Origin of the sequence: Variovorax paradoxus, from assembly GCF_902712855.1 — a bacterium.
Lineage (GTDB): Bacteria > Pseudomonadota > Gammaproteobacteria > Burkholderiales > Burkholderiaceae_C > Variovorax > Variovorax paradoxus_Q.
Genome location: NZ_LR743507.1, coordinates 1,482,433 through 1,503,988, shown reverse-complemented (window position 1 = coordinate 1,503,988; position 21,556 = coordinate 1,482,433). Strand labels below are relative to the sequence as shown.

The window sequence follows — 21,556 nt, the reverse complement described above, 5'->3', positions numbered from 1 at the left end:
GAAGCCATCGTTCAGTTCCGCACCGGCTTCCCCGTACTCAGCATCCCCATGATCCGCTCCTGCGTCTTCGGATGCACGATCAGCGAGCAGAACGCCTTCCGTTCCAGCGTCATCAGGTACTCCTCGGTCACGAGCGACCCGGCGTCCACATCGCCGCCGGTGACCACATTCGCGATCAGGCTGGCGATGTGGAAGTCGTGCGCGCTGATGAAGCCGCCGTCGCGCATGTTCACGAGCTGGCCCTTGATGGTGGCGGCGCCGCTGCGGCCCGCCACGCGGAAGGTGCGGCGCAGCGGCGGGCGGTAGCCGGCGTCGGCCATGGCCTTCGCTTGCTGCAGCGCCACGTACAGCAACTCGTCCTTGTTCGGCACGATCACGTCGCTGTCGAGCAGGTAGCCCAGCTTCTTCGAGTCGAGCGCGCCCGTGCCCACCTTCGCCATCGCCGCAGCAGTGAAGCCTTCGGTGAGGAACGGCAGCAGGTCGGTGCCGGTCGAGGCCGATGCGTTCTCCGCCGCACGGCGTGCGATGTAGGTCAGGCCGCCCGCGCCGGGGATCAGGCCCACGCCCACTTCGACCAGGCCGATGTAGCTTTCCATCGCGGCCACGCGCTTGGCCGAATGGACAGCCAGTTCGCAGCCACCGCCCAGCGCCATGCCGCGCACCGCGGAGATCACCGGCACGTTGGCATAGCGGATCTTGAGCATCACGTTCTGCAGCTCTTCTTCCGCGCCTTCGACCGCGCCGATGCCCGCGACCACGAAGGCCGGCAGCATCGCCTGCAGGTCGGCGCCGACCGAGAACACCTCGTCGGGCGACCAGATCACCAGGCCCTTGTACTCGGCTTCAGCCAGGTCGACCGCGGCGCCGAGCGCCTCGGCCACGTCGGGGCTGATGGCGTGCATCTTCGAATGGATGCTCGCGATGAGCACTTCGCCGTCCAGCGTCCACACACGCACGTCGCCTTCGTCGCTGATGGTGGTGCCGGCCGTGTTGGCATCGGCCGCGTTCGCGCCGAGCACGCTCTCGGGGAAGAGCTGGCGGTCATGCACCGGCAGGCGGCGCTGCGGCACGAACCTGTTCTGCGATGCGCTCCACGAGCCTTCGGGCGTGTGCACGCCGCCGGCCTCGGCCACCGGGCCTTCGAACACCCAATTGGGCAGCGGCGCGCTGCTCAGCGCCTTGCCGGCATCGATGTCTTCCTGCACCCACTTGGCGACCTGCGCCCAGCCGGCTTCCTGCCAGAGCTCGAACGGGCCCTGCTTCATGCCGAAGCCCCAGCGCATGGCGAAGTCGATGTCGCGCGCGCTCTCGGCGATGTCGCCCAGGTGCACGGCCGCGTAGTGAAAGCCGTCGCGCAGGATCGCCCACAGGAACTGGCCCTGCGGTCCTTCGCTCTCGCGCAGCAGCTTCAGGCGTTCGCCCGCAGGCTTCTTGAGCATGCGGCCGTAGACCTCGTCGGCCTTGGCGCCGGCGGGCACGTACTCGCCGCTCTTCAGGTCGAAGCGCAGGATGTCGCGGCCGACCTTCTTGAAGAAGCCGGCCTTGGTCTTCTGGCCCAGGTTCTTCAGTTCCAGCAGCTTGGCGAGCACCGGCGGCGTCGCGAAGTTGGCGTAGAAGGGATCGGTCTCGGCGTTGAGGTTGTCCTGCAGTGTCTTCACGACGTGGGCCATGGTGTCGAGGCCCACCACGTCGGCGGTGCGGAAGGTGCCCGAGCTCGCGCGGCCCAGCTTCTTGCCGGTGAGGTCGTCCACCACGTCGGGCGTGAGGCCGAACTTCTCGACTTCCTTCAGCGTGGCCAGCATGCCGGCGATGCCGACGCGGTTGGCGATGAAGTTGGGCGTGTCGTGCGCGCGCACCACGCCCTTGCCCAGCGTGCTGGTGACGAAGGCCTCGAGGTCGTCGAGCACCTGCGGCTGCGTGGTGGGCGTGTTGATCAGCTCCACCAGGAACATGTAGCGCGGCGGATTGAAGAAGTGGATGCCGCAGAAGCGCGGCTTCAATGCTTCGGGCAGCGCCTCGCTCAGCTTGGTGATCGACAGGCCCGAGGTGTTCGAGGCCAGGATCGAATGCTTGGCGACGTGGGGCGCGATCTTCTTGTAGAGATCGAGCTTCCAGTCCATGCGTTCGGCGATCGCCTCGATGACGAGGTCGCATTCGCCGAGCTTGGCCAGATCGTCGTCGTAGTTGGCTTGCTCGATCAGGCCCGCGTCGGCCACGTCGCCCAGCGGCGCGGGCTTGAGCTTCTTGAGATTGTCGATGGCGCGCGTGACGATGCCGTTCTTCGGGCCTTCCTTGGCGGCCAGGTCGAACAGCACGACAGGCACGCGCACGTTGACGAGGTGGGCCGCGATCTGCGCGCCCATCACGCCGGCGCCGAGCACGGCGACCTTCTTCACTTGAAATCGGGACATGTTGGTTGGTGTTTCTTGGATTGATTGCGCGCAGGCTTGCGGTGTCGGTTACTGCGCCCGCGTCCAGGTCTGCGTGCGCCAGAACGGCCCGAGGTAACCACGCACCTCGAGCTTCTTGCCGCCGTCGATGGGCGTGAAGCTGGCGCGGTATTCCTTGCCGTTCTCGGGGTCGAGGATCTTGCCGCCTTCCCAGACGTCCTTGCCTTCGGCCTTCTTGCCGCCGCGGATGATCTCCAGGCCGGTGATGGGCTTGCCCTTGCGGTCGTCGCTGCATTCGTCGCAGGTCGCGTCGGGCTTGGCGTCCTTTTTGAGCGACTTCTCGATGCGGCCGCTGAGCGCGCCGTTGTTCTCGGCGATGCGGATCTCGGCCTTGACCTCGCCGGTCTTGTCGTCGGCATTGCGCCACATCCCCACGGGGGTGCTCTGCGCCATGGCCGTGGCGGACGTGGCGAGGAAGACGAAGGCTGCAAGCGTCGATTTCATGGGCGGCTCCCGGAGTGAACGTTGAAGGAAGACGAAGACCTTAGGCCAGCGCTGCGTCGGTGTCCATCAGCACCTTGCTGCCGGCGCGCGCGGTGCGCATCAGCGTCGCGGTCTCGGGGAACAGCTTGGCGAAATAGAAGCGCGCGGTCTGCAGCTTGGCCACGTAGAACGGGTCGGTCGGCTTGCCTTCAGATTCAGCGGCGGCGATCTGGCGCAGCGCCACCTGCGCCATGCGGGCGAACAGGTAGCCGAACACGAAGTGGCCGGCCACGCGCAGGTAGTCGACCGCGGCGGCGCCGACTTCATCGGGGTTCTGGAAGCCCTTGAAGCCGATCTCGGTGGTGAACTTGGTGAGCTGGTCGCCGAGCATCGCGATCGGGTTGATGAACTCGGCCATCTTCTCGTTCACGCCCTCTTCTTCCACCAGCTTCGCGACGAGCTTGCCGAACTTCTTCAGCGACGCGCCGTTGTTGCCCAGCACCTTGCGGCCCAGCAGGTCCAGCGACTGGATGGTGTTGGTGCCTTCATAGATCATGTTGATGCGGTTGTCCCGCACGAACTGCTCCATGCCCCATTCCTTGATGAAGCCGTGGCCGCCGAACACCTGCATGCAGGCGTTGGTCGAGATGTGGCCGTTGTCGGTGATGAAGGCCTTGACGATGGGCGTGAGCAGCGCCACCAGTTCGCCCGAGTCCTTGCGCACCTTCTCGTCGGGGTGGTTGTGCTCCTTGTCGAGCAGCAGCGTGCAGAAGATCTGCAATGCGCGGCCGCCCTCGGCATAGGCCTTGGCGGTCAGCAGCATCTTGCGCACATCGGGGTGCACGATGATCGGGTCGGCTTCCTTGTCCTTGGCCTTCACACCCGACAGCGAGCGCATCTGCAGGCGGTCCTTCGCGTAGGCCAGGGCGTTCTGGTAGGCCACTTCGGTGAGGCCCAGCGACTGGTTGCCCACGCCCAGGCGGGCGGCGTTCATCATCACGAACATCGCGGCCAGGCCCTTGTTGGGCTCGCCCACCAGCGTGCCGGTGGCGCCTTCGATCACGATCTGCGCGGTGGCGTTGCCGTGGATGCCCATCTTGTGCTCGAGGCCCGCGCAGAAGATCGGGTTGCGATCGCCGAGCGAGCCGTCGGCCTTCACCTTGTACTTGGGCACCACGAACAGGCTGATGCCCTTGCTGCCCTTTGGCGCGTCCGGCAGGCGGGCCAGCACCAGGTGGATGATGTTGCTCGTCATGTCGTGCTCGCCGGCCGAGATGAAGATCTTGCTGCCGGTGATGCGGTAGGTGCCGTCGGGCTGCGGCTCGGCCTTGGTGCGCAGCAGGCCGAGGTCGGTGCCGCAATGGGGTTCGGTCAGGCACATGGTGCCGGTCCATTCACCGCTCGTGAGCTTGGGCAGGTAGGTCTTCTTCTGCTCGTCGGTGCCGTGGGCCACCAGCGCCTCGTAGGCGCCGTGCGAGAGGCCGGGATACATGGTCCAGGCCTGGTTGGCGCTGTTGAGCATCTCGAACAGGCACTGGTTCACCACGAACGGCAGGCCCTGGCCGCCGAAGGCGGGGTCGCACGACAGCGCGGGCCAGCCGCCTTCGACGTACTTGCCATAGGCTTCCTTGAAGCCCTTGGGCGTCTTCACTTCGTGGGTGGTCTTGTCGAGCGTGCAGCCTTCTTCGTCGCCGCTGATGTTGAGCGGGAACGTGACCTCGGCGGCGAACTTGCCGGCCTCTTCGATCACCGCGTTGATGGTGTCGGCATCGGTCTCGGCATGAGCCGGCAGCGCCTTGAGTTCCTCGGCGACGTTGAGCACTTCGTGCAGCACGAATTGCATGTCGCGCACGGGTGGGTTGTAGGTAGGCATCCGGAACTCTCCTGGTCGAAGCTAGATAGAAAAAGAAAAGGGCAAGAACGAAACGAAAACGGCGGCGCGCCTGGCTCAGCGCACGGGCTTGAGGCGGCGGCCGGGGGGCGGCGCGGCGTCGTCGGCCCTGGGCGCATCGGGCGTGGCGCTGCGCGCGAGGATGTTGTCGAAGCCGACGTTGGCGCGGCCGATGGAACCGGGCACCTGCAGGAAGCGCGCCTCGTAGTGCAGCGCGAGGATCAGGCCGTGGATCTCGAACGCCACCTGGCGCTCGTCGGCGTCGGCGCGCAGATGGCCTTCGCTTTGCGACTGCACGATGGCGCGCAGCACGGCGGCCTGCCAGATGCTGACCGACTCGACCAGCGCATCGCGCACCGGGCCGGGACGGTCGTCGAATTCGGAAGCGCCGCTGATGTAGATGCAGCCCGAGTCGATCTCGGTCGACGTGCGCTTCATCCAGTTGGCGAACATGGCGCGAAGGCGCGGGAGGCCGCGCGGCGCCTTGAGGGCGGGAAAGAAGACTTCCTGCTCGAACCGTGCGTGGTATTCGCGCACCACCGAGATCTGCAGTTCCTCGCGCGAGCCGAAGTGGGCGAACACGCCCGACTTGCTCATCTTGGTGATCTCGGCCACGGCGCCGATGGACAGGCCCTCGAGCCCGATCTGCGCAGCCAATGCCAGTGCGGCATCGACAATCACGGCCTTGGTCTGCTGGCCCTTCTGGGCAGCGCGGGCCGGCTTGGCGGAAACGGCATTGACAGCCATCGTGGAGCTCCGAATAAAACGAACGGTCGTTCTATTTTTGCAGAAGCTTCGCGCTTTTGGCTTTCAAAGTCCTTTAGTTATTGAAGGTTAATTGAACCGGCCGGACGCGGCAAGGGGCCGCATCCGGCTCCTTGCCGGTCAGAACTCCTGCGACACCGGCCGCACGACCACTTCGTTGATGTCAACGTTCGCCGGTTGCTCGACCGCATAGACCACCGCGCGGGCGATCGCGTCCGACGGAATCTGGTTGGCGTCGTAGAAGGCCTTCACGCCGGCCGCGCTCTCGGCGTCGCTGCTGCCGAACTTCAGTTCCGACTCCACCGCGCCGGGCGAGACCACGGTCACGCGAATGCCGGTGTTGCCCATTTCCACGCGCAGCCCTTCGGAGATGGCGCGCACCGCGTGCTTGGTGGCGCTGTACACGGTGCCGATGGGCGTGAACACCTTGATGCCGGCGATCGACGCCACGTTCAGGATGTGGCCGCCGCCCTGCGCCTGCATGCGCGGCAGCACCGCGGCAATGCCGTACAGAACGCCCTTGATGTTGACGTCGATGGTGCGGTCCCACTCGTCGACCTTGAGCTTCTCGATGGGCGACAGCGGCATCACGCCCGCGTTGTTGACCAGCACGTCGATGCGGCCGAAGGCCTCGACGGTGGCCGCCGCCAGTTGCTCGAGGTCGGCGCGCTTCGACACGTCGGTGGCCACGGCAATGGCCTCGCCGCCGGCTTCGCGGATCTCGGCGACCAGCTTCTCCAGGCGGTCGGTGCGGCGCGCGGCCAGCACCACCTTCGCGCCGCGGGCGGCCAGGTGGCGCGCCGTCGATTCGCCGATGCCGCTGCTGGCGCCGGTGACGATGGCGACCTTGCCCTTGATGTTGTCTTGAACGGATGTCATGGAGTTTCCTTTCGGGGTGGTTGAACGCGGTGTGTTGAAGAAGTGCATGCAGTGTGGAAAATCCACGCGTTCCCGTAAATGAAACTCTCACGACTTCAGAATTCCGAAAACAGGAATAGCCAATGTCCAACCGCCTCGAAGCCCTGCGCGTGTTCTGTGCCGCCGCCGATGCCGCCAACTTCCGCGACGCCGCGGTTCGCCTGTCGGTCTCGCCCCAGGTCGTGACGCGCGCGGTGCGGGAACTCGAGGAAGAACTGGGCGAGCCCCTGTTCCACCGCAGCACCCGCGGCGTGCAGCTCACCGACTTCGGCCGCCAGCTCGCGCAGCGCGCGCGCACCGCGGTGGGCGGGGTCGACGCGCTGTTCCACCGCACCGACCGGCGCGCGCTCTCGCAGCATGCGGGCACGGTGCGGGTCACCGCGCCGAATGTCTACGGCCGGCGGCTGATTCCCGAAGCGCTGGCCCCGATGCTGGCTGCGCATCCGGGCCTGGTGCTCGACCTGCGGCTGTCGGAGGAACATGCCGACGTGGTCGACGAGCAGATCGACATCGGCGTGCGCGCAGGCCCGATCCGCGATGCGCGCTTCGTCGCACGCACGGTCGGCCGCATGCAGCTGCGCGTGGTGGCCGCGCCGGCGCTGATCGCGCGCACCGGCATCCCGGAGAACCTCGAGGCGCTGCCCGGCTTTCCGCTCACCGCGCTGCTGGACCGCAGCGCGGGCCGACCCTGGTCGTGGTTCTTCGGCAAGGGAAGGCAGATGCCTGTCGCCGCGCCGGCCTTCATCACCGACGACGTCGATGCGGAGTGCGCAGCCGTGCGCGCAGGGCTGGGCTTCGGTCAGCTCGCGGGGCCGCTGGCCGAGCCGCTGATCGCCGCGGGAGAGCTGGTGGAGGTGCTGCAGGCCGAGGCGCCGGAGTCCTGGCCGATCCATGTGTACCGCTCGCAGCGCGCGCCGGTGCCCGCGCGCGTGCGGCTGGTGTACGACGAGCTGGTGCGCGTGCTGGGCTGACGCACCGTCGCACGTCAGTCGTACTTCTGGCCGGTGCGCATCAGTTCCGGCGTGCCGATCACTTCGTTGAGCGCATCGAAGTCCAGCATCTGCGCGCGCCACGGCTGCGTGGTGCGGTGCTGGTGCAGGCTCGCGTAGTAGCCCTTGAGCGTGTGCACCACCGCGCGCGCCGTGCCGCCCGGGAAGATGGCGATGCGAAAGCCGTGCTTCTGCAGCGCGTCCGCATCCTGGATCGGCGTCTTGCCGCCTTCGACCATGTTGGCGAGCAGCGGCACGCGGTGCGCAAAGCGGCTGCAGGCGGCGTCCATCTGCTCGGGCGAGCGCAGCGCCTCGATGAAGAGCGCATCCACGCCGCATTCGAGGTACGCCTCGGCGCGGTCGAGAGCGGCATCGAGTCCTTCGACCGCCACCGCGTCGGTGCGCGCGAGGATCAGCGTGTCGGCCGACGCGCGCGCATCGAGCGCGGCCTTCAGCTTGCCGACCATTTCGCGCACCGGCACCACGGCCTTGCCGTCGAGATGGCCGCAGCGCTTGGGAAAGGTCTGGTCCTCGATCTGCACCATGGCGGCGCCCGCGCGTTCGAAGCCGCGCACGGTGCGCTGCGTGTTCAGCGCATTGCCGAAGCCGGTGTCGGCATCGACGATCACCGGCAGTTTCACCCGCTCGGTGATGCGCGCGAGCGTGTCGGCCACCTCGGTGAAAGTGGTCAGGCCCACGTCGGAACGCCCGAGCCGGGTGTAGGCGATGGATGCACCCGACAGGTACAGCGCCTCGAAGCCGGCCTGCTCGGCCACCAGCGCGCTCAGCGCGTCGTACACGCCGGGCGCCAGCACGATGTCGTTGCGCGCGAGACGGGTCTTGAAGTTGTGGGTCGTCATGCGGACGCCTCCTTGTGTTGAACGAGCGCGGCAGCGGTGTGCGCCGCGATGTAGCCGCCGGCCACGGCGCTCAGCAGGCCGTTGCCGGAGAGATAGCCCCACACCGCGTCGCCCGACACGCCGCCGGCCGCGCCGCCCGCGGCGAGCAGGTTGGGCAGGGGCGTGCCGTCCTGGCGCAGCACGCGCATGTCGGGTGCGGTGTCGAGGCCGCCCTGGGTGTGGAACAGCGCGCCGGTCACCTTGACGGCGAAATACGGCGCCTCGAGGCCGCGCGCGAACACGCGGCCATCGGCTGCGGGCGCGGCTGTGGGTGCGGGTGCGGGTGCGCTGCCGTGTATCGCATCGAGCGTGGCCTGCAGCACCGCGGCATCGCAGCCGATGCAGTCCGCCAGCGCGGCCACCGAGTCGCAGCGGCGCAGCGCGCCGGCCGCCTCGGCCTCGCAGAAATCGGGAAAGCCGCGCGCGAGCGCGAGAAGCGGCGTGTCGAACACGTTCCACGCGATGCCGCCCGGCTGCGCCAGCACATGCACCGCGGCTTCGGAGTAGCCCTGCGTCTCGTCGTGGAAGCGCCGGCCTTCGGCGTTGATCTGCACGCCGCCTTCCATCATCACGGCCCACGACATCAGCGCGCCCTGCGGCGTGACCCACGAGCCGTGCCCCTGGTAGCCGCCCAGGTCGCGCAGCCGCGCGCCCAGCGACTCGCCCCAGAGAATGGCGCTGCCGTCGTTGCCCACGTGCCCGCCGAAGGTGGCCTCGGCCATCTCGGGCAGCAACGCGCGCACCATGTCCGCGTTGCCGCCGAAGCCGTTGCACGCCAGCAGCAGCGCGTCGCAGCCCAGCGATTCGCGCGTGCCGTCGGGGCGCAGGTAGTCGATGCCGACCACCCTGTCGCCCGCATCGAGCACCAGCGTGTCGACCACGGCCTGCGTCAGCACCGGAATGCCCGCGGCTTCCGCGGCCGCCTGCAGCGCGGCCATCAGCGCGGCGCCGGTCTTCTGCGGCAGCGCGTGCATGCGGTGCACGCTGTGGCCGGGGTAGAGAAAGCCGTCGAGCAGCATCCATTGCAGCCCGTGCCGCTCCTGCAGCGCGTCGAGCGCCGGGCCGATGGCTTTCGCATAGGCCTCCACCAGCGCGGGCGCCGCGCGGCCGTGCGCCTTGGCCTGGATGTCGGCGGCAAAGCGCGCGGCGCTGTCGTCCGCCACGCCGTGCGCGCGCTGCACGCGCGTGCCGGGTGCGGGAATGAAGCCGGAAGACAGCGCCGTCGAGCCGCTCGGCAGCGCGTCGCGTTCGAGCACCACGCAATCGATGCCCGCGTCGGCCAGCATCAGCGCCGCCGTGAGGCCGCTGGCCCCGCCGCCGACGATGGCCACGGCCGTGTACACCTCGGCGTCGACCGCGTCGGCGCGCCGGACGGTTCTGGCTGGTGCGGTCATGCCAGAGATGCGATGAAGGGCGCGCAGTCCGTGACCTCGGCCACGTTGCGCATGTCGGCCAGCGAGGTGTTGTGCCGCTCCTCGCCGAAGGCCGCACAGCCGTCGCCCAGCACCAGTGTGCGGTAGTCGCGCATGTGCGCGTCGCGCACCGTGCTGGCCACGCCGCCGTTGGTGACGATGCCGCACACCGCCACGGTGTCGATGCCCGCGCGGCGCAGCACCCAGTCGAGCTGCGTGTTGAAGAAGGCCGAGTACGCCACCTTGCTGACCGTGACGTCGACCAGCCCCGCGAGCGCATCGACGTTCGCCTGGCCCCAGCTGCCGGGCGCGAAGTCGCCCTTGGCCAGGTACGGGCGCAGCGCCTTCAGGTGCGGCGAGACCATCGGCTCGCCCTTCGCGTCGGGCCACAGCGTGAACTGGCTCGCCACCACCAGTCCGCCGCTCGCCTTCAGCGCGCGCGCCACGGCGGCCACGCGCTCAGGCAGCAGCAGCGCGGGCGGGTTGGTGTCGCCACCGCGCGCATACGCGCCCTTGGCATCGAGAAAGTCGTTCTGCAGGTCGATGACGACCAGCGCCGTCTTCGCCGGGACGATCTTGGTGCCCGCGCTCATGACGGCCTCACCAGCAGGTTGCCGTGTGCATCGACCTCGGCATGGAAGCCGGGTTCGAGCCACACGGTGGTGTCGGCCTGCTCGAGGATGGCGGGGCCGTCGATGCGCGCGGCCACCGGCAGTTCTAGGCGCGCGTAGCGCACCGCGTCGTGCCACTGGCCGTGATGGAACACCCGCTGCGTGCCCAGCGGCGCGGTGCTGCCCTCGCCTTCGGGCGCCAGCACCTTCAGGTCGAACTTGGGCCGCACGCCGATGCGCGCGTAGCGCAGGTTCATCACGCGGATCGCGATGCCGTCGAGCACACGGCCGAACGCAGCGGTGTACGCGGCTTCGAAGGCGGCGCGGATGGTCGCGGTCGTGAGCGGCTTCGTGCCCGCATCGGCCAGCACCACCGGCAGCGTGTGCGTCTGGCCGGCGTAGAGCATGTCGAGCGCAACGACTTCGCGCACTTCGTCGAAGCGCACGCCCGACGAATCGAGCCGCTGCTGGCAGCTCGCGGCCAGCTCGTCGATGCGGTGCTGCAGGTCGGCCACGTCGAGGTCGGCCAGCGGCTTGTTGATGGTCTGCACCGCGTCGTGGCGCATGTCCGCAATGACGCAGCCCAGCGCCGAGGTCACGCCCGGATAGCGCGGCACGATGCCGGTGGCCACGCCCACCTCGCGCATCATCGCGCACACATGCAGTGCGCCGCCGCCGCCGAAGGGCATGTAGGCGAAGCGGCGCGGATCGTGCCCGCGCTCGATCGACACGAGCCGAATGGCGCCCGCCATGCGCGCGTTCGCCACCGTGAGGATCGCCTCGGCAGCGGCATGCACGTCGAGGCCCAGCGGGCGCGCGACGTGTTCCTCGATGGCCTGGCGCGACTTCTGCGCGTCGAGCGCCGCGAGCAGCCCGCCGCCCAGCGGACGGTCCGCCGCGATGCGGCCCAGCAGCACGTTGGCATCGGTCACGGTCGGGCGCATGTTGCCGCGGCCGTAGCAGGCCGGGCCGGGCACGCTGCCCGCCGACTCGGGGCCGACCTGCAGCATGCCGCTCGCATCCACCGAGGCGATGGAGCCGCCGCCGGCGCCGATGGTCTCGATCTGGATCATCGGCGAGCGGATCACCATGCCGAACTCGATGGCGGTCTGCGCGGCCAGTGCCGCCTCGCCGTTCGCCACCAGCGACACGTCGAAGGAGGTGCCGCCCATGTCGCCGGTGATCGCATTCGGAAAGCCCGCCGCCCGCGCGATCGCCGCGCAGGCGATCACGCCGGCCGCCGGGCCCGACAGCGCCGTGCGCACCGGCAGGTCGCTCGCGGTCTGGCGCGACATCACGCCGCCGTTGCTCTGCACCACCAGCAGCTCGCCGCCGAAGCCCTGCGCACGCAGATCCGATTCGAGCCGGCCTAGATAGCTGCCCACCACCGGCTGCAGCGCCGCGTTGAGCGTGGCGGTCGAGCAGCGCTCGAACTCGCGGATCTCGGGCAACACCTCGCTGGCCGAAGTCACGTGCGGGTTGGGCCAGAGTTCGCGCACCGCGGCCACGGCCAGGCGCTCGTTCTCTGGGTTGGCGTAGGTGTTGATGAAGAACACGCACACCGCCTCGCAGCCGGCTTCGAGCAGCGAGCGCGCCTCGGCGCGCACCTGTTCGAGGTCGACCGCGGTGTGCAGCGTGCCGTCGGCCAGCACGCGCTCGTCGACCTCGCGGCGCAGGTCGCGCGGCACCACGGGCAGGAAGCTGCCGCGCAGGCCCCAGGTCTGCGGGCGGTCGCGGCGGCGCATCTCGAGCACGTCGCGAAAGCCGCGCGTGGTGATGATGCCGGTGCGCGCCACCTTGCGCTCGAGCAGCGCGTTGGTGCCGACGGTGGTGCCGTGCACGATGGTGGCGATGGCCGCGGCGGAATCCGCCACGCGCGCCACGCCGTTCATGAAGCCGCGCGCTTCCTCGCCGCGCGTGGAAGGCACCTTGACGATGCGCGCGCTGCCGTTGGCTTCGTCGAGCACGAAGAGGTCGGTGAAGGTGCCGCCGACATCGACGCCGACGACAAGGGAGTTACCAGGGGAAGTCATTTGGATGCTTTCTTTGTCGTGTCGCTGCTCACATAGCCCATGGCCGCATCGGCCGCGCGTTGCGCGGGCTGCCGCTCGGCGGCAGGGCCCCAGCCGCCGCCGCCGGGCGTTTCCAGGCGCACGCGCTCGCCGCGCGCCAGCGTGATGCCGCGCATCTTCGACACCATGGGCGGCGTGTGCCACTCGCCCGCGTTCTCGTAGCTGAAGACGTTGACCGCGCCGTCGCCGCCGCCCGCAATGCCCTTGGGCGGCGAGGTGCCGCGCTCGCCGAAGACGAACACCTCGGCGTCCTTCTCGAGCAGCTCGATCTCGTAGACGGCGCCCAGGCCGCCGCGGTGCTGGCCGTCGCCGCCGGAGCCGGCGCGCAGCGACCATTCGGTGAAGCGCACCGGGTAGGCGGCCTCCAGAATCTCCAGCGGCGGGATCGTCGCGGTCGAGATCGGCGCATTGCCGTGCGCGAGCCCGTCACCACCCGAGTGGCCGCCATGGCCGCCGCCGAAGAAGCTGAACATCACCCAGCGCTGGCCTTCGCGGCCCTTGTCGCTGCGGTGGCCGGCGATCGACAGTGCGTTGATGGTGCCGTAGGCCTGCGCCACGGCGCGCGTCGGGTCGGCCTGCGCGGCGGCGCTGAAGATCACGTCGATCATGCGCAGGATGGTCTCGGTGTAGCCGCCCACCGGGCGCGGGCGCTCGGCGCTGATCACCAGCCGGTCGGGAATGACGAAGTCCACCGCGTCGAGCACGCCGGCATTGGCAGGCACGTCCGGAAACAGGTGCTTGAGCGCCACGTAGCAGGCCGCCACCGCAGTGGCGCGCGAGATGTTCACCGGGCCTGCGCACTGCGCGGAGGTGCGCGAGAAGTCGAGCGTGAGCCGGTCGCCGGCCACCGTCATGTCGAGCGCGATGGTCAGCGGCTCGTTGACGATGCCGTCGTTGTCCAGCACGTCCTCGAAACTGTAGCGGCCGTCGGGCAGCGAGGCGATGTGCGAGCGCATCAGGCGCAATGCACGGCCGCGCAGCTCGCCCAGCGCGTTCAGCACCAGGTCGTCGCCGTATTCGTCGAGCAGGCCGTTCAGCCGCTTCGCGCCGAGTTCCAGCGCGGCGAGCTGGCCGTTCAGGTCGCCCCACAGGCTGTCGGGCAGGCGGGTGTTGGCCTGCAGGATGGCGAGCACGTCGCGGTCGAGCACGCCCTCGCGCACGATTCGCACCGGCGGGATCTGCACCGCCTCCTGCCAGCATTCGGTGGCCGCGGGGTTGTAGTTGCCGGGCACCGCGCCGCCCACGTCGTGCCAGTGCGCGGCCGAGGCCATGTGGCAGTACAGCTTGCCGTTGCGAAAGAAGGGCTTCACCAGCTTGAAGTCGTTGGCGTGCGTGCCGCCGTCGTAGGCATCGTTGCTGATCCAGATGTCGCCGTCGCGCATGCCGCCGCGCGGCTCGGCCGCCTTCACGGTGGCGCGCACCGCAAAGGCCATGGCGCCCACGAACACCGGCAGGCCCGACTTGCCCTGCACCAGCGTGTCGCCGGTGGAGGCGTCATACAGGCCGTGGCAGGCGTCGTGCGCCTCGGCAATGATGGGATTGAACGCGCTGCGGTAGAGCGTGGCGTCCATCTCGTCGGCCACCTGCTCGAGGCGGCCGCGCAGCACGGCGAGCGTGACGGGGTCGATGGTTGTGGCGGAAGAAGGATCAGGCATCGGAGGCTTTCTTGAAGGCGGGGCGGCCAGTGCGCAGGCGCAGCTGGTTCAACAGTCCGCCGGCGCGGACCATGTCCATGAGGAATCCGGGCACCGGCTCGCAGGCCAGGCGCTTGCGTCCGGGCATGACGATCTCGGGCGCCGTGGTGTCGAGCGCGACCTGGTCGCCCTCGCTCAGCGTCTCGGCCTCGGCGCAGGTCAGCAGCAGCAGGCCCACGTTGAAGGCGTTGCGGAAATACAGCCCGCTGTACGACGGCGCGATCACCGCCGCCACGCCCAGGTGCACCAGCACGGCCGCGGCCTGCTCGCGAGAGGAGCCGATGCCGAAGTTGGGGCCGGCCACGAGCACGTCGCCGCGTTCCACGCCGGCGGCGAAGTCGGGGCGGATGGCTTCCAGGCAGTGCTTCGCGATGATGTCGATGCCGTGCTTCATGGCATGGCCCGGCGCCAGCAGGTCGGTGTCGATGTCGGCGCCCAGGCGCCACACGCGGTGGGTCGCTCGTGTCACGCTCATGCCAGCACCTCGCGCGGGTCGGTCACGCGCCCGCGCAATGCGGAGGCCGCCACGGTGTAGGGCGAGCCCAGGTACACCTGCGCGGTGGGCGAGCCCATGCGGCCCTTGAAGTTGCGCGCGGTGGTCGAGATGACGGTGATGTCGTCGCCCATCGGGTCGCCATAGCCGGAGCAGGCGCCGCACGCGGTCGGAAACAGCTCCGCGCCCGCATCCATCAGTACCTGCAGCACGCCCTCGACGCGCGCCTGCTCCTGGTCCTGGATGCTGGCGGGCGCGACGATCAGCCGGATGCCCGCCGCCACCTTGTGCCCGCGCAGCACCTGCGCCGCAGCGCGCAGGTCGTCGAGCTTGGCGCCGGTGCACGCGCCGATGTAGGCCACGTTTACCGGCGTGCCGGCGTACTGGCTCACGCCGAGCGAGTTGGCGGGGCTGTGCGGCGCGGCCACGTGCGGCTCGAGCGTGGCCGCGTCGAAGCGGTGGCGCGTGAGCTCGGCGCAGTCGTCGGTGAACCACGCCGCGGTGTCCGCCGGCGGTGCGCCGGCTTCGGCGAGGTAGGCGGCGGTGGTGGCGTCGGGCGCGATCAGCCCGGCCTGCGCGCCGAGCTCGGCGCTCATGTTCGACAGCGTCATGCGCTCCTGCATCGACAGCGCCTTCACCGCGGGCCCGGCGAATTCCACCGCCTGGTAGCGCCCGCCGTTCATGCCGAAACGGCCGATCATGTGCAGCATCATGTCCTTCGCGGTCACGCCCGCGGGCAACGTGCCGTCCCACCACATCTGGAGCGTCTCGGGCACGCGCAGCCAGATCTCGCCGGTGACGACCACGCCGAGCATCTCGGTGCTGCCCACGCCGAACATGTAGGCGCCGAAGGCACCGCCCGTGGGCGAATGCGAGTCGCCGCCCACGCATAGCATGCCGGGGCGGATATGGCCGTGCTGCGGCACCACCACGTGGCAGATGCCCTGGCTGTCGTACACGTGCGGCAGCTGCTGGTCGCGCGCCCAGTCGCGCGCGATGCGCACGATGCGGCGCGAGTCGTCGTCGCGCTCGGGCACGTAGTGGTCCATCACCAGCACGATGCGCGAACGGTCCCAGATCTGCGCGCCCAGCTCCTCGAGCATCGGCTTGAGGCGGCGCGGGCCCGAGGAGTCGTGGAACATGGCGAGGTCGACGCTGCAGGTCACGATCTCGCCGACCGCCACGTGCGCGCGTCCGCTGGCGCGCGCGATGAGCTTCTGCGCCAGCGTCTGCGGTGGTGCCGCGTCGGGCGCGCGCAGGGGTGTGTAGGGCGTCATTCCGGCTTGGCTCCGGAGAACTTCACGACCTTGGCCCAGCGCGGGATCTCGCTCTGCACGAAGGCGGTGAACTGTTCGGGCGAGTTGCCCACCGGGATGGCGCCTTCGGTGTCCAGCCGCTTGAGCATGTCGGGCTGCTGCAGTGCATGGCGCGCCGCGTCGCTGAGCTTGCGCGACACGTCGGCCGGCATGCGCGCCGGGCCGAACAGGCCGAACCAGGCGCTCGACTCGTAGCCGGGCAAGGCTTCCGCGATGGCCGGCACGTCGGGGAACGCCGGCAGCCGCTTGGCCGTAGTGACGCCCAGCGCCTTGAGCTTGCCGGCCTGGATGTGCGCCTTGACGTTGCCCACCGCGGCGAACATCAGCTGCACCTGGCCCGCGAGCAGGTCCTGCACGGCCGGTGCGGTGCCCTTGTAGGGGATGTTCACGATGTCCACGCCCGACTGCATCTTGAAGGCCTCGCCCGCCATGTGCAGCGACGAGCCCACCGCGCCGATCGCGAAGTTGAGCTGGCCCGGCTTCGCTTTGGCGAGCGCGATCAGCTCGCGCACGTCCTTCACCGGCAGCGAGGGGCTGGCCACCAGGATCGACGGCGAGGTCGCCACGCAGGTGAGCGCGGTGAAGTCCTTCACCGGATCGAAAGGCAGCGTGGGGTACAGCGTGGCGTTGATGGCATGGCTGGTGAAGCTCATCAGCAGCGTGTTGCCGTCGGGCGCGGCCTTGGCCACGGCATCGGCGGCGATGTTGCCGCCCGCGCCGGGCTTGTTCTCGACGATGACGGTGCGGCCCAGCGCGGGGCCCATGCTGACGGCGAGCGAGCGCGCCAGCGTGTCGGTGGAGCCGCCGGCGGGCGCGCCGACGAGGATGCGCACGGGGGCGTTGCCGATCTGTGCACGCACGCCCGCGGCGAAGGCCAGTGCGGCGGGTGCGATGAGGATGTCGCGGCGATGGATCATGGGGTTTCCTTTGTGTCTCGTTGTTCGCTTGTTCGTTCTGCGTGGCGTTCAGAGCCCGAGGTAGGCGCGCCGCAGTTCGTCGCTGCCCAGCAGCGCGTCGGGCTTGCCCGAGAAGCGCACGCTGCCGTTCTCCAGCACGTAGGCGCGGTCGGCGATCTCCAGCGACTGGCCCACGTTCTGCTCGACCAGCATCACCGCCAGGCCGCCGTCGCGCAGCTCACGGATGAGCGTGAACATCTCTTCCACCAGCAGCGGCGACAGGCCGAGCGAGGGCTCGTCGAGGATCAGCAGCACCGGCTCGGCCATGAGGCCGCGCGCGATGGCCAGCATCTGCTGCTCGCCGCCGCTCATCGTGCCGGCGTGCTGCGCCGCGCGCTCGCGCAGCCGCGGGAAGATGTGGAACATCTTCTCGATGTTGGCCGCGCGGCGTTCACGCGCGCGGGTGAAGGAGCCGAGCTCGAGGTTCTCGAGCACGCTGAGGTTGGGGAACACCTTGCGGCCTTCGGGCACCTGGATCAGCCCGGCCTTGACCACGTCGCGGTAGTGCGCGCCAGTGAGGTCCTTGCCGTCGAAGCGCACGCTGCCGCTCCAGGTGGGCGTGAGGCCGCAGACGATCTTGTTGAGCGTCGACTTGCCCGCGCCGTTGCTGCCCAGCAGCGCGACCATCTCGCCGGCGTTCACCTGCAGGTCCACGCCGCGCAGCACTTCCACGCGGCCATAGCCGCCGCGCAGGCCCTGGATGTCGAGCAACGCGGTCATGCGGACACCCCCGCTGCAGCCTTGCGCAGGCGCGCCGCCGTGCCATGGCCCAGGTAGGCCTCGACGACGCGGTCGTCGGAGGTGACCTGCGCCGGGTTGCCCTCGGCGATCAGCTGGCCCTGCGCCAGCACCCAGACATGCTCGGCGAGGTTCATCACCGCCTGCATCACGTGTTCGATCATCAGCACGGTCACGCCGCTGTCGGCGATGCCGCGCACCACCGGCATCATCTCGGCGATCTCCTGCGGGTTGAGGCCTGCGAGCACTTCGTCGAGCAGCAGCAGGCGGGGCCGCGTGGCGAGCGCGCGGGCGAGTTCGAGCCGCTTGCGGCCGGCCACGGTGAGGTCGGACGCCGGCTTGTCGAGCTGGGGTGCGAGGCCCACGCGCAGCGCCACGGCCTCGGCACTGGCCAGCGCCTCGGCACGGTTGCGCACATGCAGGTGTGCGCCGACGGCGATGTTCTCGCGCACGGTCTGCGCGGCGAAGGGCTTCACGATCTGGAAGGTGCGCGTCATGCCGAGCACCGCGTTGCGGTGCGGCTCGTGGCCGGTGATGTCCTGGCCGGCGAAGCGCACGCTGCCGGCGTCGGGCTTCAGGAAGCCCGACATCAGCGCGAACAGCGTGGTCTTGCCCGCCCCGTTCGGGCCGATCAGCGCCGTGAGGCTGCCCTCGCGCACCGCCAGGCTGACGTTCTGCACGGCCTTCAAGCCGCCGAAGGAGCGCGAGACGCCCTCGAGTTTCAGCAACGGCTCAGTCATGCTTGCCCCCCTTCGCGTTCCACAGCTGCCGCACCGACAGCCCGAGCCCCGCGACGCCGCGCGGCAGGAAGATCACGATGAGCACGAGTACCGTGCCGTAGATGACCATGTTGATGCCCGGCAGCTCGCCGAACAGGTTGCGCGTGACGTCCGACAGCAGGTGCAGCACGGCCGCGCCGAGCACCGGGCCCCACAGCGTGCCCATGCCGCCCACGATGGCCGCGACCAGCGCCTCCACCGAGGTGACCGAGCCGTAGGCGATGCCCGCGTCGATGTACTGGAACACCTGCACGTAGAACGCGCCGGCTGCGCCCATGAAGGCCGCCGACAGGCCGATGGCCGCGAGCTTGACGCGGAACGGGTTCACGCCCACGGCGCGCGCGGCATCCTCGTTGTCGCGCACGGCCTGCAGGTAGGCGCCGAAGCGGCCGTTGCGCAGCCACCAGGTGACGAGCAGCGCCACCACCACCATCGCCAGCACCACCCACAGGTAGCCGGCGCGCGAGGCGAACTGCATGTTGCCCACCGACTCGCGCAGCGGCACCATCAGGCCGACGCCGCCGCCGGTGAACGGCACCGAGGTCGCGACGATGCGGAACACTTCGGCAAAGGCCAGCGTGACCAGCGCGAAGTACGAACCCTTGAGGCCGTAGCGGAAGGTGAGCGCGCCGACGAACAGGCCCACCAGCGCCGCGCCGGCAATGGCCATCGGCAATGCCACCCAGGCATTGATGCCGCCCTGCAGCTGCGCGATCGCCTGGATGTAGGCACCCGTGCCGAAGAACAGCGCATGCCCGAACGAAAACTGCCCGCCGAAGCCGCCGAGGATGTTCCAGGCCTGCGCGATGAGCGTGGCGTAGAGCGCCATCATCACGAAGTTGAGCATCACGCCCGACCGGGTGAACAGCGGCACGCAGCCGATGACCACGGCGAAGAGCGCGATGCAGAGAAGTTGATTGCGCCCGGCCTTCATGCTCTGGCTCCGAACATGCCCTGCGGCCGGAACAGCACGACACCGATGAAGATCGCGAAGATGCCCAGCTGGCCGAGCGACTCGCCCAGGTACAGGCCGCCGAGCGACTCGACCACCCCGATCAGGAAGCCGCCGATGAGCGCACCCACGAAGCTGCCCATGCCGCCGAGCACGACGATGGTGAAGGCGACCAGCACGAAGCCGCCGCCCACCTGCGGGTTGACGTAGTAGGCCGGCAGCAGGAAGCACGCCGCCGCACCGAGGCATGCGAGGCCGATGCCGAAGCTCATCGCGTACACGTGGTCGACGTCGATGCCCATGAGCTTGGCGCCCTCCTTCTCCTTGGCCACCGCGCGGATGGCGCGGCCCAGGTCGGTGCGCCCCATGATCCAGAACAGCACACCCGAGACCACCAGCGCGCCCGCGAAGGCGACGAGCTTGGGCACCGCGATCATGGCGGGGCCGATGGCCACGGTGCTCAGCGAATACGCGGTGTCGATGCTGCGCGTGTCCGACTTGAAGAACAGCAGCGCGAGGTTCTCCATGACGATGGCGATGCCCAGCGTGGCGAGCAGGATGTTCTCGTCCTTGCCGTGGCCGGCGCGGTTGATGACGACGCGCTGCAGCGCATAGCCGAGCACGAACATCCCGGCGATCGCGATGGGCAGCGCCAGGTAGGGGTCGATGCCCAGGCGCTCCTTGAGGAAGTACACGGCGTACAGCGCCAGCATCAGGCTCGCGCCGTGCGCGAAGTTGATGATGTGCAGCACGCCGTAGATCAGCGTGAGGCCGACCGCGATCAGCGCATACACGGCGCCTGTCGTCAGTCCGTTGAGGATCGACGGGAAGAGGATGTTGATGTCTGGCATGGGCTGGCAGGTGCTTGGCTGCTTGTCTCTCTGTGCGCTGTTCTAGGGGCGTGCGACTCCACCGGACTCCGCGTGTATCCGGAATCCGTCGAATCGCTTCATGGGATGTGGCTTCCCGCTGTCCGGCTCAGGCCTTGAGCGGGAAGATGGGATCGACCTCGCGGTAGTCGCGCGGAATGATCACCTTGATGTCGTTCTTCACCACCTGCGTCATGAGCGGCTGCGCGCCCTCGTTCTGGCCGTTGACGAACTTCGTCGGGCCGTACGGCATGATGTGGTTCGAGAAGGTGCTCTTCTCCAGCGCATCGACGATGGCGGCGCGCTCGGTCGACCTGGCGCGCTCGATGGCATCGGCCAGCAGCCACATCGAGGTGTAGGTCATGAAGACCTCGTAGCTGAAGAACTGGCCCTTGGCCTCCACACGCTTGCGCAGCTCCTGCGAACGCTTGTCCTTCGGATTGAACCAGTGGTTGCAGTCGATGATGCCGTTGGCCGCGTCCGGAAATTCCTTCACGAACTTGTAGCTCGACGCGGCGCCGCCCAGCACCGAGAAGATCGCCTTGGGCACCACCTTCTGCTGCTGCATGGTGCGCACCAGCAGCGCGTACTCGTTGTAGTAGTTGGCGGGAATGACGATGTCGGGGTTGACCGACTTCATGCGCAGCACGATGTTGTTGAAGTCGCGCGTGGGGTTGGCGTGCTTCACCACTTCTTTCACCTCGAAGCCGTAGCCGGGCAGTTCGCGCGACAGCAGCTGCGCGGTGCCGGCGCCGAAGAGCGATTCCTCGTGCACGATCATCACCGTCTTGGCGGGGCTGCCCGCGGCCTTGTTGAGCACCAGCAGGTTGGCCATGGCCACCTCGGTCGACTTCTTGTAGCCGGGGCCGAAGCGGAAGGTGTTCTTCAGGCCGCGCTCGACGATCTGGTCGGCCACGCCCACGTCGACCACATGCGGCAGGTTGTACTTGGCGGCGGCCTGCGTGGTGGCCAGGCAGATGGCCGAGGCGAACGCGCCCACGATGGCCGACACGCCGGCCTCGTTCATCTTCTCGACCTCGGCGGCGCCGGCCTGCGGCTGCGACTGTGCATCGCCCAGCAGCGCCTCGAGCTTCGCGCCGCCGAGCGACTTGATGCCGCCCGCCGCGTTGATGTCCTCGATCGCCATGAGCGCGCCGAGGCGGCACTGCTGGCCCGAATAGGCCAGCGCGCCGGTGACCGGATGCAGCACGCCGACCTTGACGGTCTTCGGCTGCGCGCCGGCGACGAGCGGAAAGGCGACGGCGGTGGCCAGGGCGGCGGACTGCGAGACGAAACTGCGGCGGTTCTGCATGGGGCTTTCCTTTTTCT

At 69.0% G+C, this 21,556-nt stretch carries 19 protein-coding genes; 1 reads left to right on the top strand and 18 read right to left on the bottom strand.

Going from position 1 to position 21,556, the window contains the following annotated elements; genetic code table 11:
- Positions 1 to 11 precede the first annotated feature (11 nt).
- From AACL56_RS06680 to AACL56_RS06660, 5 genes are all read right to left on the bottom strand, one after another.
- A complete protein-coding gene (locus AACL56_RS06680) occupies positions 12 to 2,411 on the bottom strand; it encodes a 3-hydroxyacyl-CoA dehydrogenase/enoyl-CoA hydratase family protein (protein WP_339089039.1) in 2,400 nt (799 codons plus the stop codon).
- Between the two features lie 48 nt (positions 2,412 to 2,459).
- Positions 2,460 to 2,894, bottom strand: coding sequence for a DUF2147 domain-containing protein (locus AACL56_RS06675; RefSeq protein WP_339089038.1), 435 nt, complete (start codon positions 2,892 to 2,894; stop codon positions 2,460 to 2,462).
- Between the two features lie 40 nt (positions 2,895 to 2,934).
- Positions 2,935 to 4,746 (bottom strand): acyl-CoA dehydrogenase C-terminal domain-containing protein, encoded by a 1,812-nt coding sequence (locus tag AACL56_RS06670; RefSeq protein ID WP_339089037.1) that lies wholly within the window; start codon positions 4,744 to 4,746, stop codon positions 2,935 to 2,937.
- Positions 4,747 to 4,821: 75 nt separating this feature from the next.
- Positions 4,822 to 5,511, bottom strand: coding sequence for a TetR/AcrR family transcriptional regulator (locus AACL56_RS06665; protein WP_339089036.1), 690 nt, complete (start codon positions 5,509 to 5,511; stop codon positions 4,822 to 4,824).
- Positions 5,512 to 5,649: 138 nt separating this feature from the next.
- Positions 5,650 to 6,408 carry an SDR family oxidoreductase gene (locus tag AACL56_RS06660; protein ID WP_339089035.1) on the bottom strand — a complete coding sequence of 253 codons (759 nt, stop codon included), beginning with the start codon at positions 6,406 to 6,408 and terminating at the stop codon, positions 5,650 to 5,652.
- 122 nt (positions 6,409 to 6,530) lie between these two features.
- On the opposite strand from AACL56_RS06660, the gene AACL56_RS06655 reads away from it, so the two are divergent.
- Complete coding sequence (locus tag AACL56_RS06655; RefSeq protein ID WP_339089034.1) at positions 6,531 to 7,418, top strand: LysR family transcriptional regulator; 888 nt, start codon at positions 6,531 to 6,533, stop codon at positions 7,416 to 7,418.
- Positions 7,419 to 7,432: 14 nt separating this feature from the next.
- On the opposite strand, the gene AACL56_RS06650 is transcribed toward AACL56_RS06655, so the two are convergent.
- From AACL56_RS06650 to AACL56_RS06590, 13 genes are all read right to left on the bottom strand, one after another.
- Positions 7,433 to 8,296, bottom strand: a complete 864-nt coding sequence (locus tag AACL56_RS06650; protein WP_339089033.1) for an isocitrate lyase/PEP mutase family protein — start codon at positions 8,294 to 8,296, stop codon at positions 7,433 to 7,435.
- Complete coding sequence (locus AACL56_RS06645; protein ID WP_339089032.1) at positions 8,293 to 9,729, bottom strand: FAD-dependent oxidoreductase; 1,437 nt, start codon at positions 9,727 to 9,729, stop codon at positions 8,293 to 8,295. Before AACL56_RS06645 ends, AACL56_RS06650 begins: the two co-directional genes overlap by 4 nt.
- Positions 9,726 to 10,340, bottom strand: a complete 615-nt coding sequence (locus AACL56_RS06640; protein ID WP_339089031.1) for a cysteine hydrolase family protein — start codon at positions 10,338 to 10,340, stop codon at positions 9,726 to 9,728. The genes AACL56_RS06645 and AACL56_RS06640 overlap by 4 nt, the downstream gene beginning before the upstream one ends.
- Complete coding sequence (locus AACL56_RS06635) at positions 10,337 to 12,391, bottom strand: hydantoinase/oxoprolinase family protein (RefSeq protein WP_339089030.1); 2,055 nt, start codon at positions 12,389 to 12,391, stop codon at positions 10,337 to 10,339. The genes AACL56_RS06640 and AACL56_RS06635 overlap by 4 nt, the downstream gene beginning before the upstream one ends.
- Entirely contained in the window at positions 12,388 to 14,085 is a 1,698-nt protein-coding gene (locus tag AACL56_RS06630) for a hydantoinase B/oxoprolinase family protein (RefSeq protein ID WP_339089029.1), read from the bottom strand. The genes AACL56_RS06635 and AACL56_RS06630 overlap by 4 nt, the downstream gene beginning before the upstream one ends.
- Positions 14,078 to 14,599 carry a 3-isopropylmalate dehydratase gene (locus AACL56_RS06625; protein WP_339089028.1) on the bottom strand — a complete coding sequence of 174 codons (522 nt, stop codon included), beginning with the start codon at positions 14,597 to 14,599 and terminating at the stop codon, positions 14,078 to 14,080. Before AACL56_RS06625 ends, AACL56_RS06630 begins: the two co-directional genes overlap by 8 nt.
- The gene (locus AACL56_RS06620; RefSeq protein WP_339089027.1) at positions 14,596 to 15,894 is read right to left on the bottom strand and encodes a 3-isopropylmalate dehydratase large subunit; all 1,299 of its coding nucleotides are present in this window, start codon (positions 15,892 to 15,894) and stop codon (positions 14,596 to 14,598) included. The genes AACL56_RS06625 and AACL56_RS06620 overlap by 4 nt, the downstream gene beginning before the upstream one ends.
- Positions 15,891 to 16,847 carry a tripartite tricarboxylate transporter substrate binding protein gene (locus tag AACL56_RS06615; protein WP_339092811.1) on the bottom strand — a complete coding sequence of 319 codons (957 nt, stop codon included), beginning with the start codon at positions 16,845 to 16,847 and terminating at the stop codon, positions 15,891 to 15,893. Before AACL56_RS06615 ends, AACL56_RS06620 begins: the two co-directional genes overlap by 4 nt.
- Positions 16,848 to 16,898: 51 nt before the next feature.
- Complete coding sequence (locus AACL56_RS06610; protein ID WP_339089026.1) at positions 16,899 to 17,609, bottom strand: ABC transporter ATP-binding protein; 711 nt, start codon at positions 17,607 to 17,609, stop codon at positions 16,899 to 16,901.
- Positions 17,606 to 18,367 (bottom strand): ABC transporter ATP-binding protein, encoded by a 762-nt coding sequence (locus tag AACL56_RS06605; protein ID WP_339089025.1) that lies wholly within the window; start codon positions 18,365 to 18,367, stop codon positions 17,606 to 17,608. Before AACL56_RS06605 ends, AACL56_RS06610 begins: the two co-directional genes overlap by 4 nt.
- Positions 18,360 to 19,340, bottom strand: a complete 981-nt coding sequence (locus AACL56_RS06600; protein ID WP_339089024.1) for a branched-chain amino acid ABC transporter permease — start codon at positions 19,338 to 19,340, stop codon at positions 18,360 to 18,362. The genes AACL56_RS06605 and AACL56_RS06600 overlap by 8 nt, the downstream gene beginning before the upstream one ends.
- Positions 19,337 to 20,209 carry a branched-chain amino acid ABC transporter permease gene (locus AACL56_RS06595; protein WP_339089023.1) on the bottom strand — a complete coding sequence of 291 codons (873 nt, stop codon included), beginning with the start codon at positions 20,207 to 20,209 and terminating at the stop codon, positions 19,337 to 19,339. The genes AACL56_RS06600 and AACL56_RS06595 overlap by 4 nt, the downstream gene beginning before the upstream one ends.
- Positions 20,210 to 20,336: 127 nt before the next feature.
- A complete protein-coding gene (locus AACL56_RS06590; protein ID WP_339089022.1) occupies positions 20,337 to 21,539 on the bottom strand; it encodes an ABC transporter substrate-binding protein in 1,203 nt (400 codons plus the stop codon).
- Positions 21,540 to 21,556: the final 17 nt, after the last annotated feature.

Excerpts from the sequence above, each read along its gene's own strand:
- AACL56_RS06660 (WP_339089035.1), bottom strand. The coding sequence starts at position 6,408 with ATGACATCCGTTCAAGACAACATCAAGGGCAAGGTCGCCATCGTCACC.
- AACL56_RS06645 (WP_339089032.1), bottom strand. The coding sequence starts at position 9,729 with ATGACCGCACCAGCCAGAACCGTCCGGCGCGCCGACGCGGTCGACGCC.
- AACL56_RS06620 (WP_339089027.1), bottom strand. The coding sequence starts at position 15,894 with ATGACGCCCTACACACCCCTGCGCGCGCCCGACGCGGCACCACCGCAG.
- AACL56_RS06665 (WP_339089036.1), bottom strand. The coding sequence starts at position 5,511 with ATGGCTGTCAATGCCGTTTCCGCCAAGCCGGCCCGCGCTGCCCAGAAG.
- AACL56_RS06680 (WP_339089039.1), bottom strand. The coding sequence starts at position 2,411 with ATGTCCCGATTTCAAGTGAAGAAGGTCGCCGTGCTCGGCGCCGGCGTG.
- AACL56_RS06675 (WP_339089038.1), bottom strand. The coding sequence starts at position 2,894 with ATGAAATCGACGCTTGCAGCCTTCGTCTTCCTCGCCACGTCCGCCACG.
- AACL56_RS06610 (WP_339089026.1), bottom strand. The coding sequence starts at position 17,609 with ATGACCGCGTTGCTCGACATCCAGGGCCTGCGCGGCGGCTATGGCCGC.
- AACL56_RS06605 (WP_339089025.1), bottom strand. The coding sequence starts at position 18,367 with ATGACTGAGCCGTTGCTGAAACTCGAGGGCGTCTCGCGCTCCTTCGGC.
- AACL56_RS06640 (WP_339089031.1), bottom strand. The coding sequence starts at position 10,340 with ATGAGCGCGGGCACCAAGATCGTCCCGGCGAAGACGGCGCTGGTCGTC.
- AACL56_RS06670 (WP_339089037.1), bottom strand. The coding sequence starts at position 4,746 with ATGCCTACCTACAACCCACCCGTGCGCGACATGCAATTCGTGCTGCAC.
- AACL56_RS06630 (WP_339089029.1), bottom strand. The coding sequence starts at position 14,085 with ATGCCTGATCCTTCTTCCGCCACAACCATCGACCCCGTCACGCTCGCC.
- AACL56_RS06635 (WP_339089030.1), bottom strand. The coding sequence starts at position 12,391 with ATGACTTCCCCTGGTAACTCCCTTGTCGTCGGCGTCGATGTCGGCGGC.
- AACL56_RS06650 (WP_339089033.1), bottom strand. The coding sequence starts at position 8,296 with ATGACGACCCACAACTTCAAGACCCGTCTCGCGCGCAACGACATCGTG.
- AACL56_RS06625 (WP_339089028.1), bottom strand. The coding sequence starts at position 14,599 with ATGAGCGTGACACGAGCGACCCACCGCGTGTGGCGCCTGGGCGCCGAC.
- AACL56_RS06590 (WP_339089022.1), bottom strand. The coding sequence starts at position 21,539 with ATGCAGAACCGCCGCAGTTTCGTCTCGCAGTCCGCCGCCCTGGCCACC.
- AACL56_RS06600 (WP_339089024.1), bottom strand. The coding sequence starts at position 19,340 with ATGAAGGCCGGGCGCAATCAACTTCTCTGCATCGCGCTCTTCGCCGTG.
- AACL56_RS06655 (WP_339089034.1), top strand. The coding sequence starts at position 6,531 with ATGTCCAACCGCCTCGAAGCCCTGCGCGTGTTCTGTGCCGCCGCCGAT.
- AACL56_RS06595 (WP_339089023.1), bottom strand. The coding sequence starts at position 20,209 with ATGCCAGACATCAACATCCTCTTCCCGTCGATCCTCAACGGACTGACG.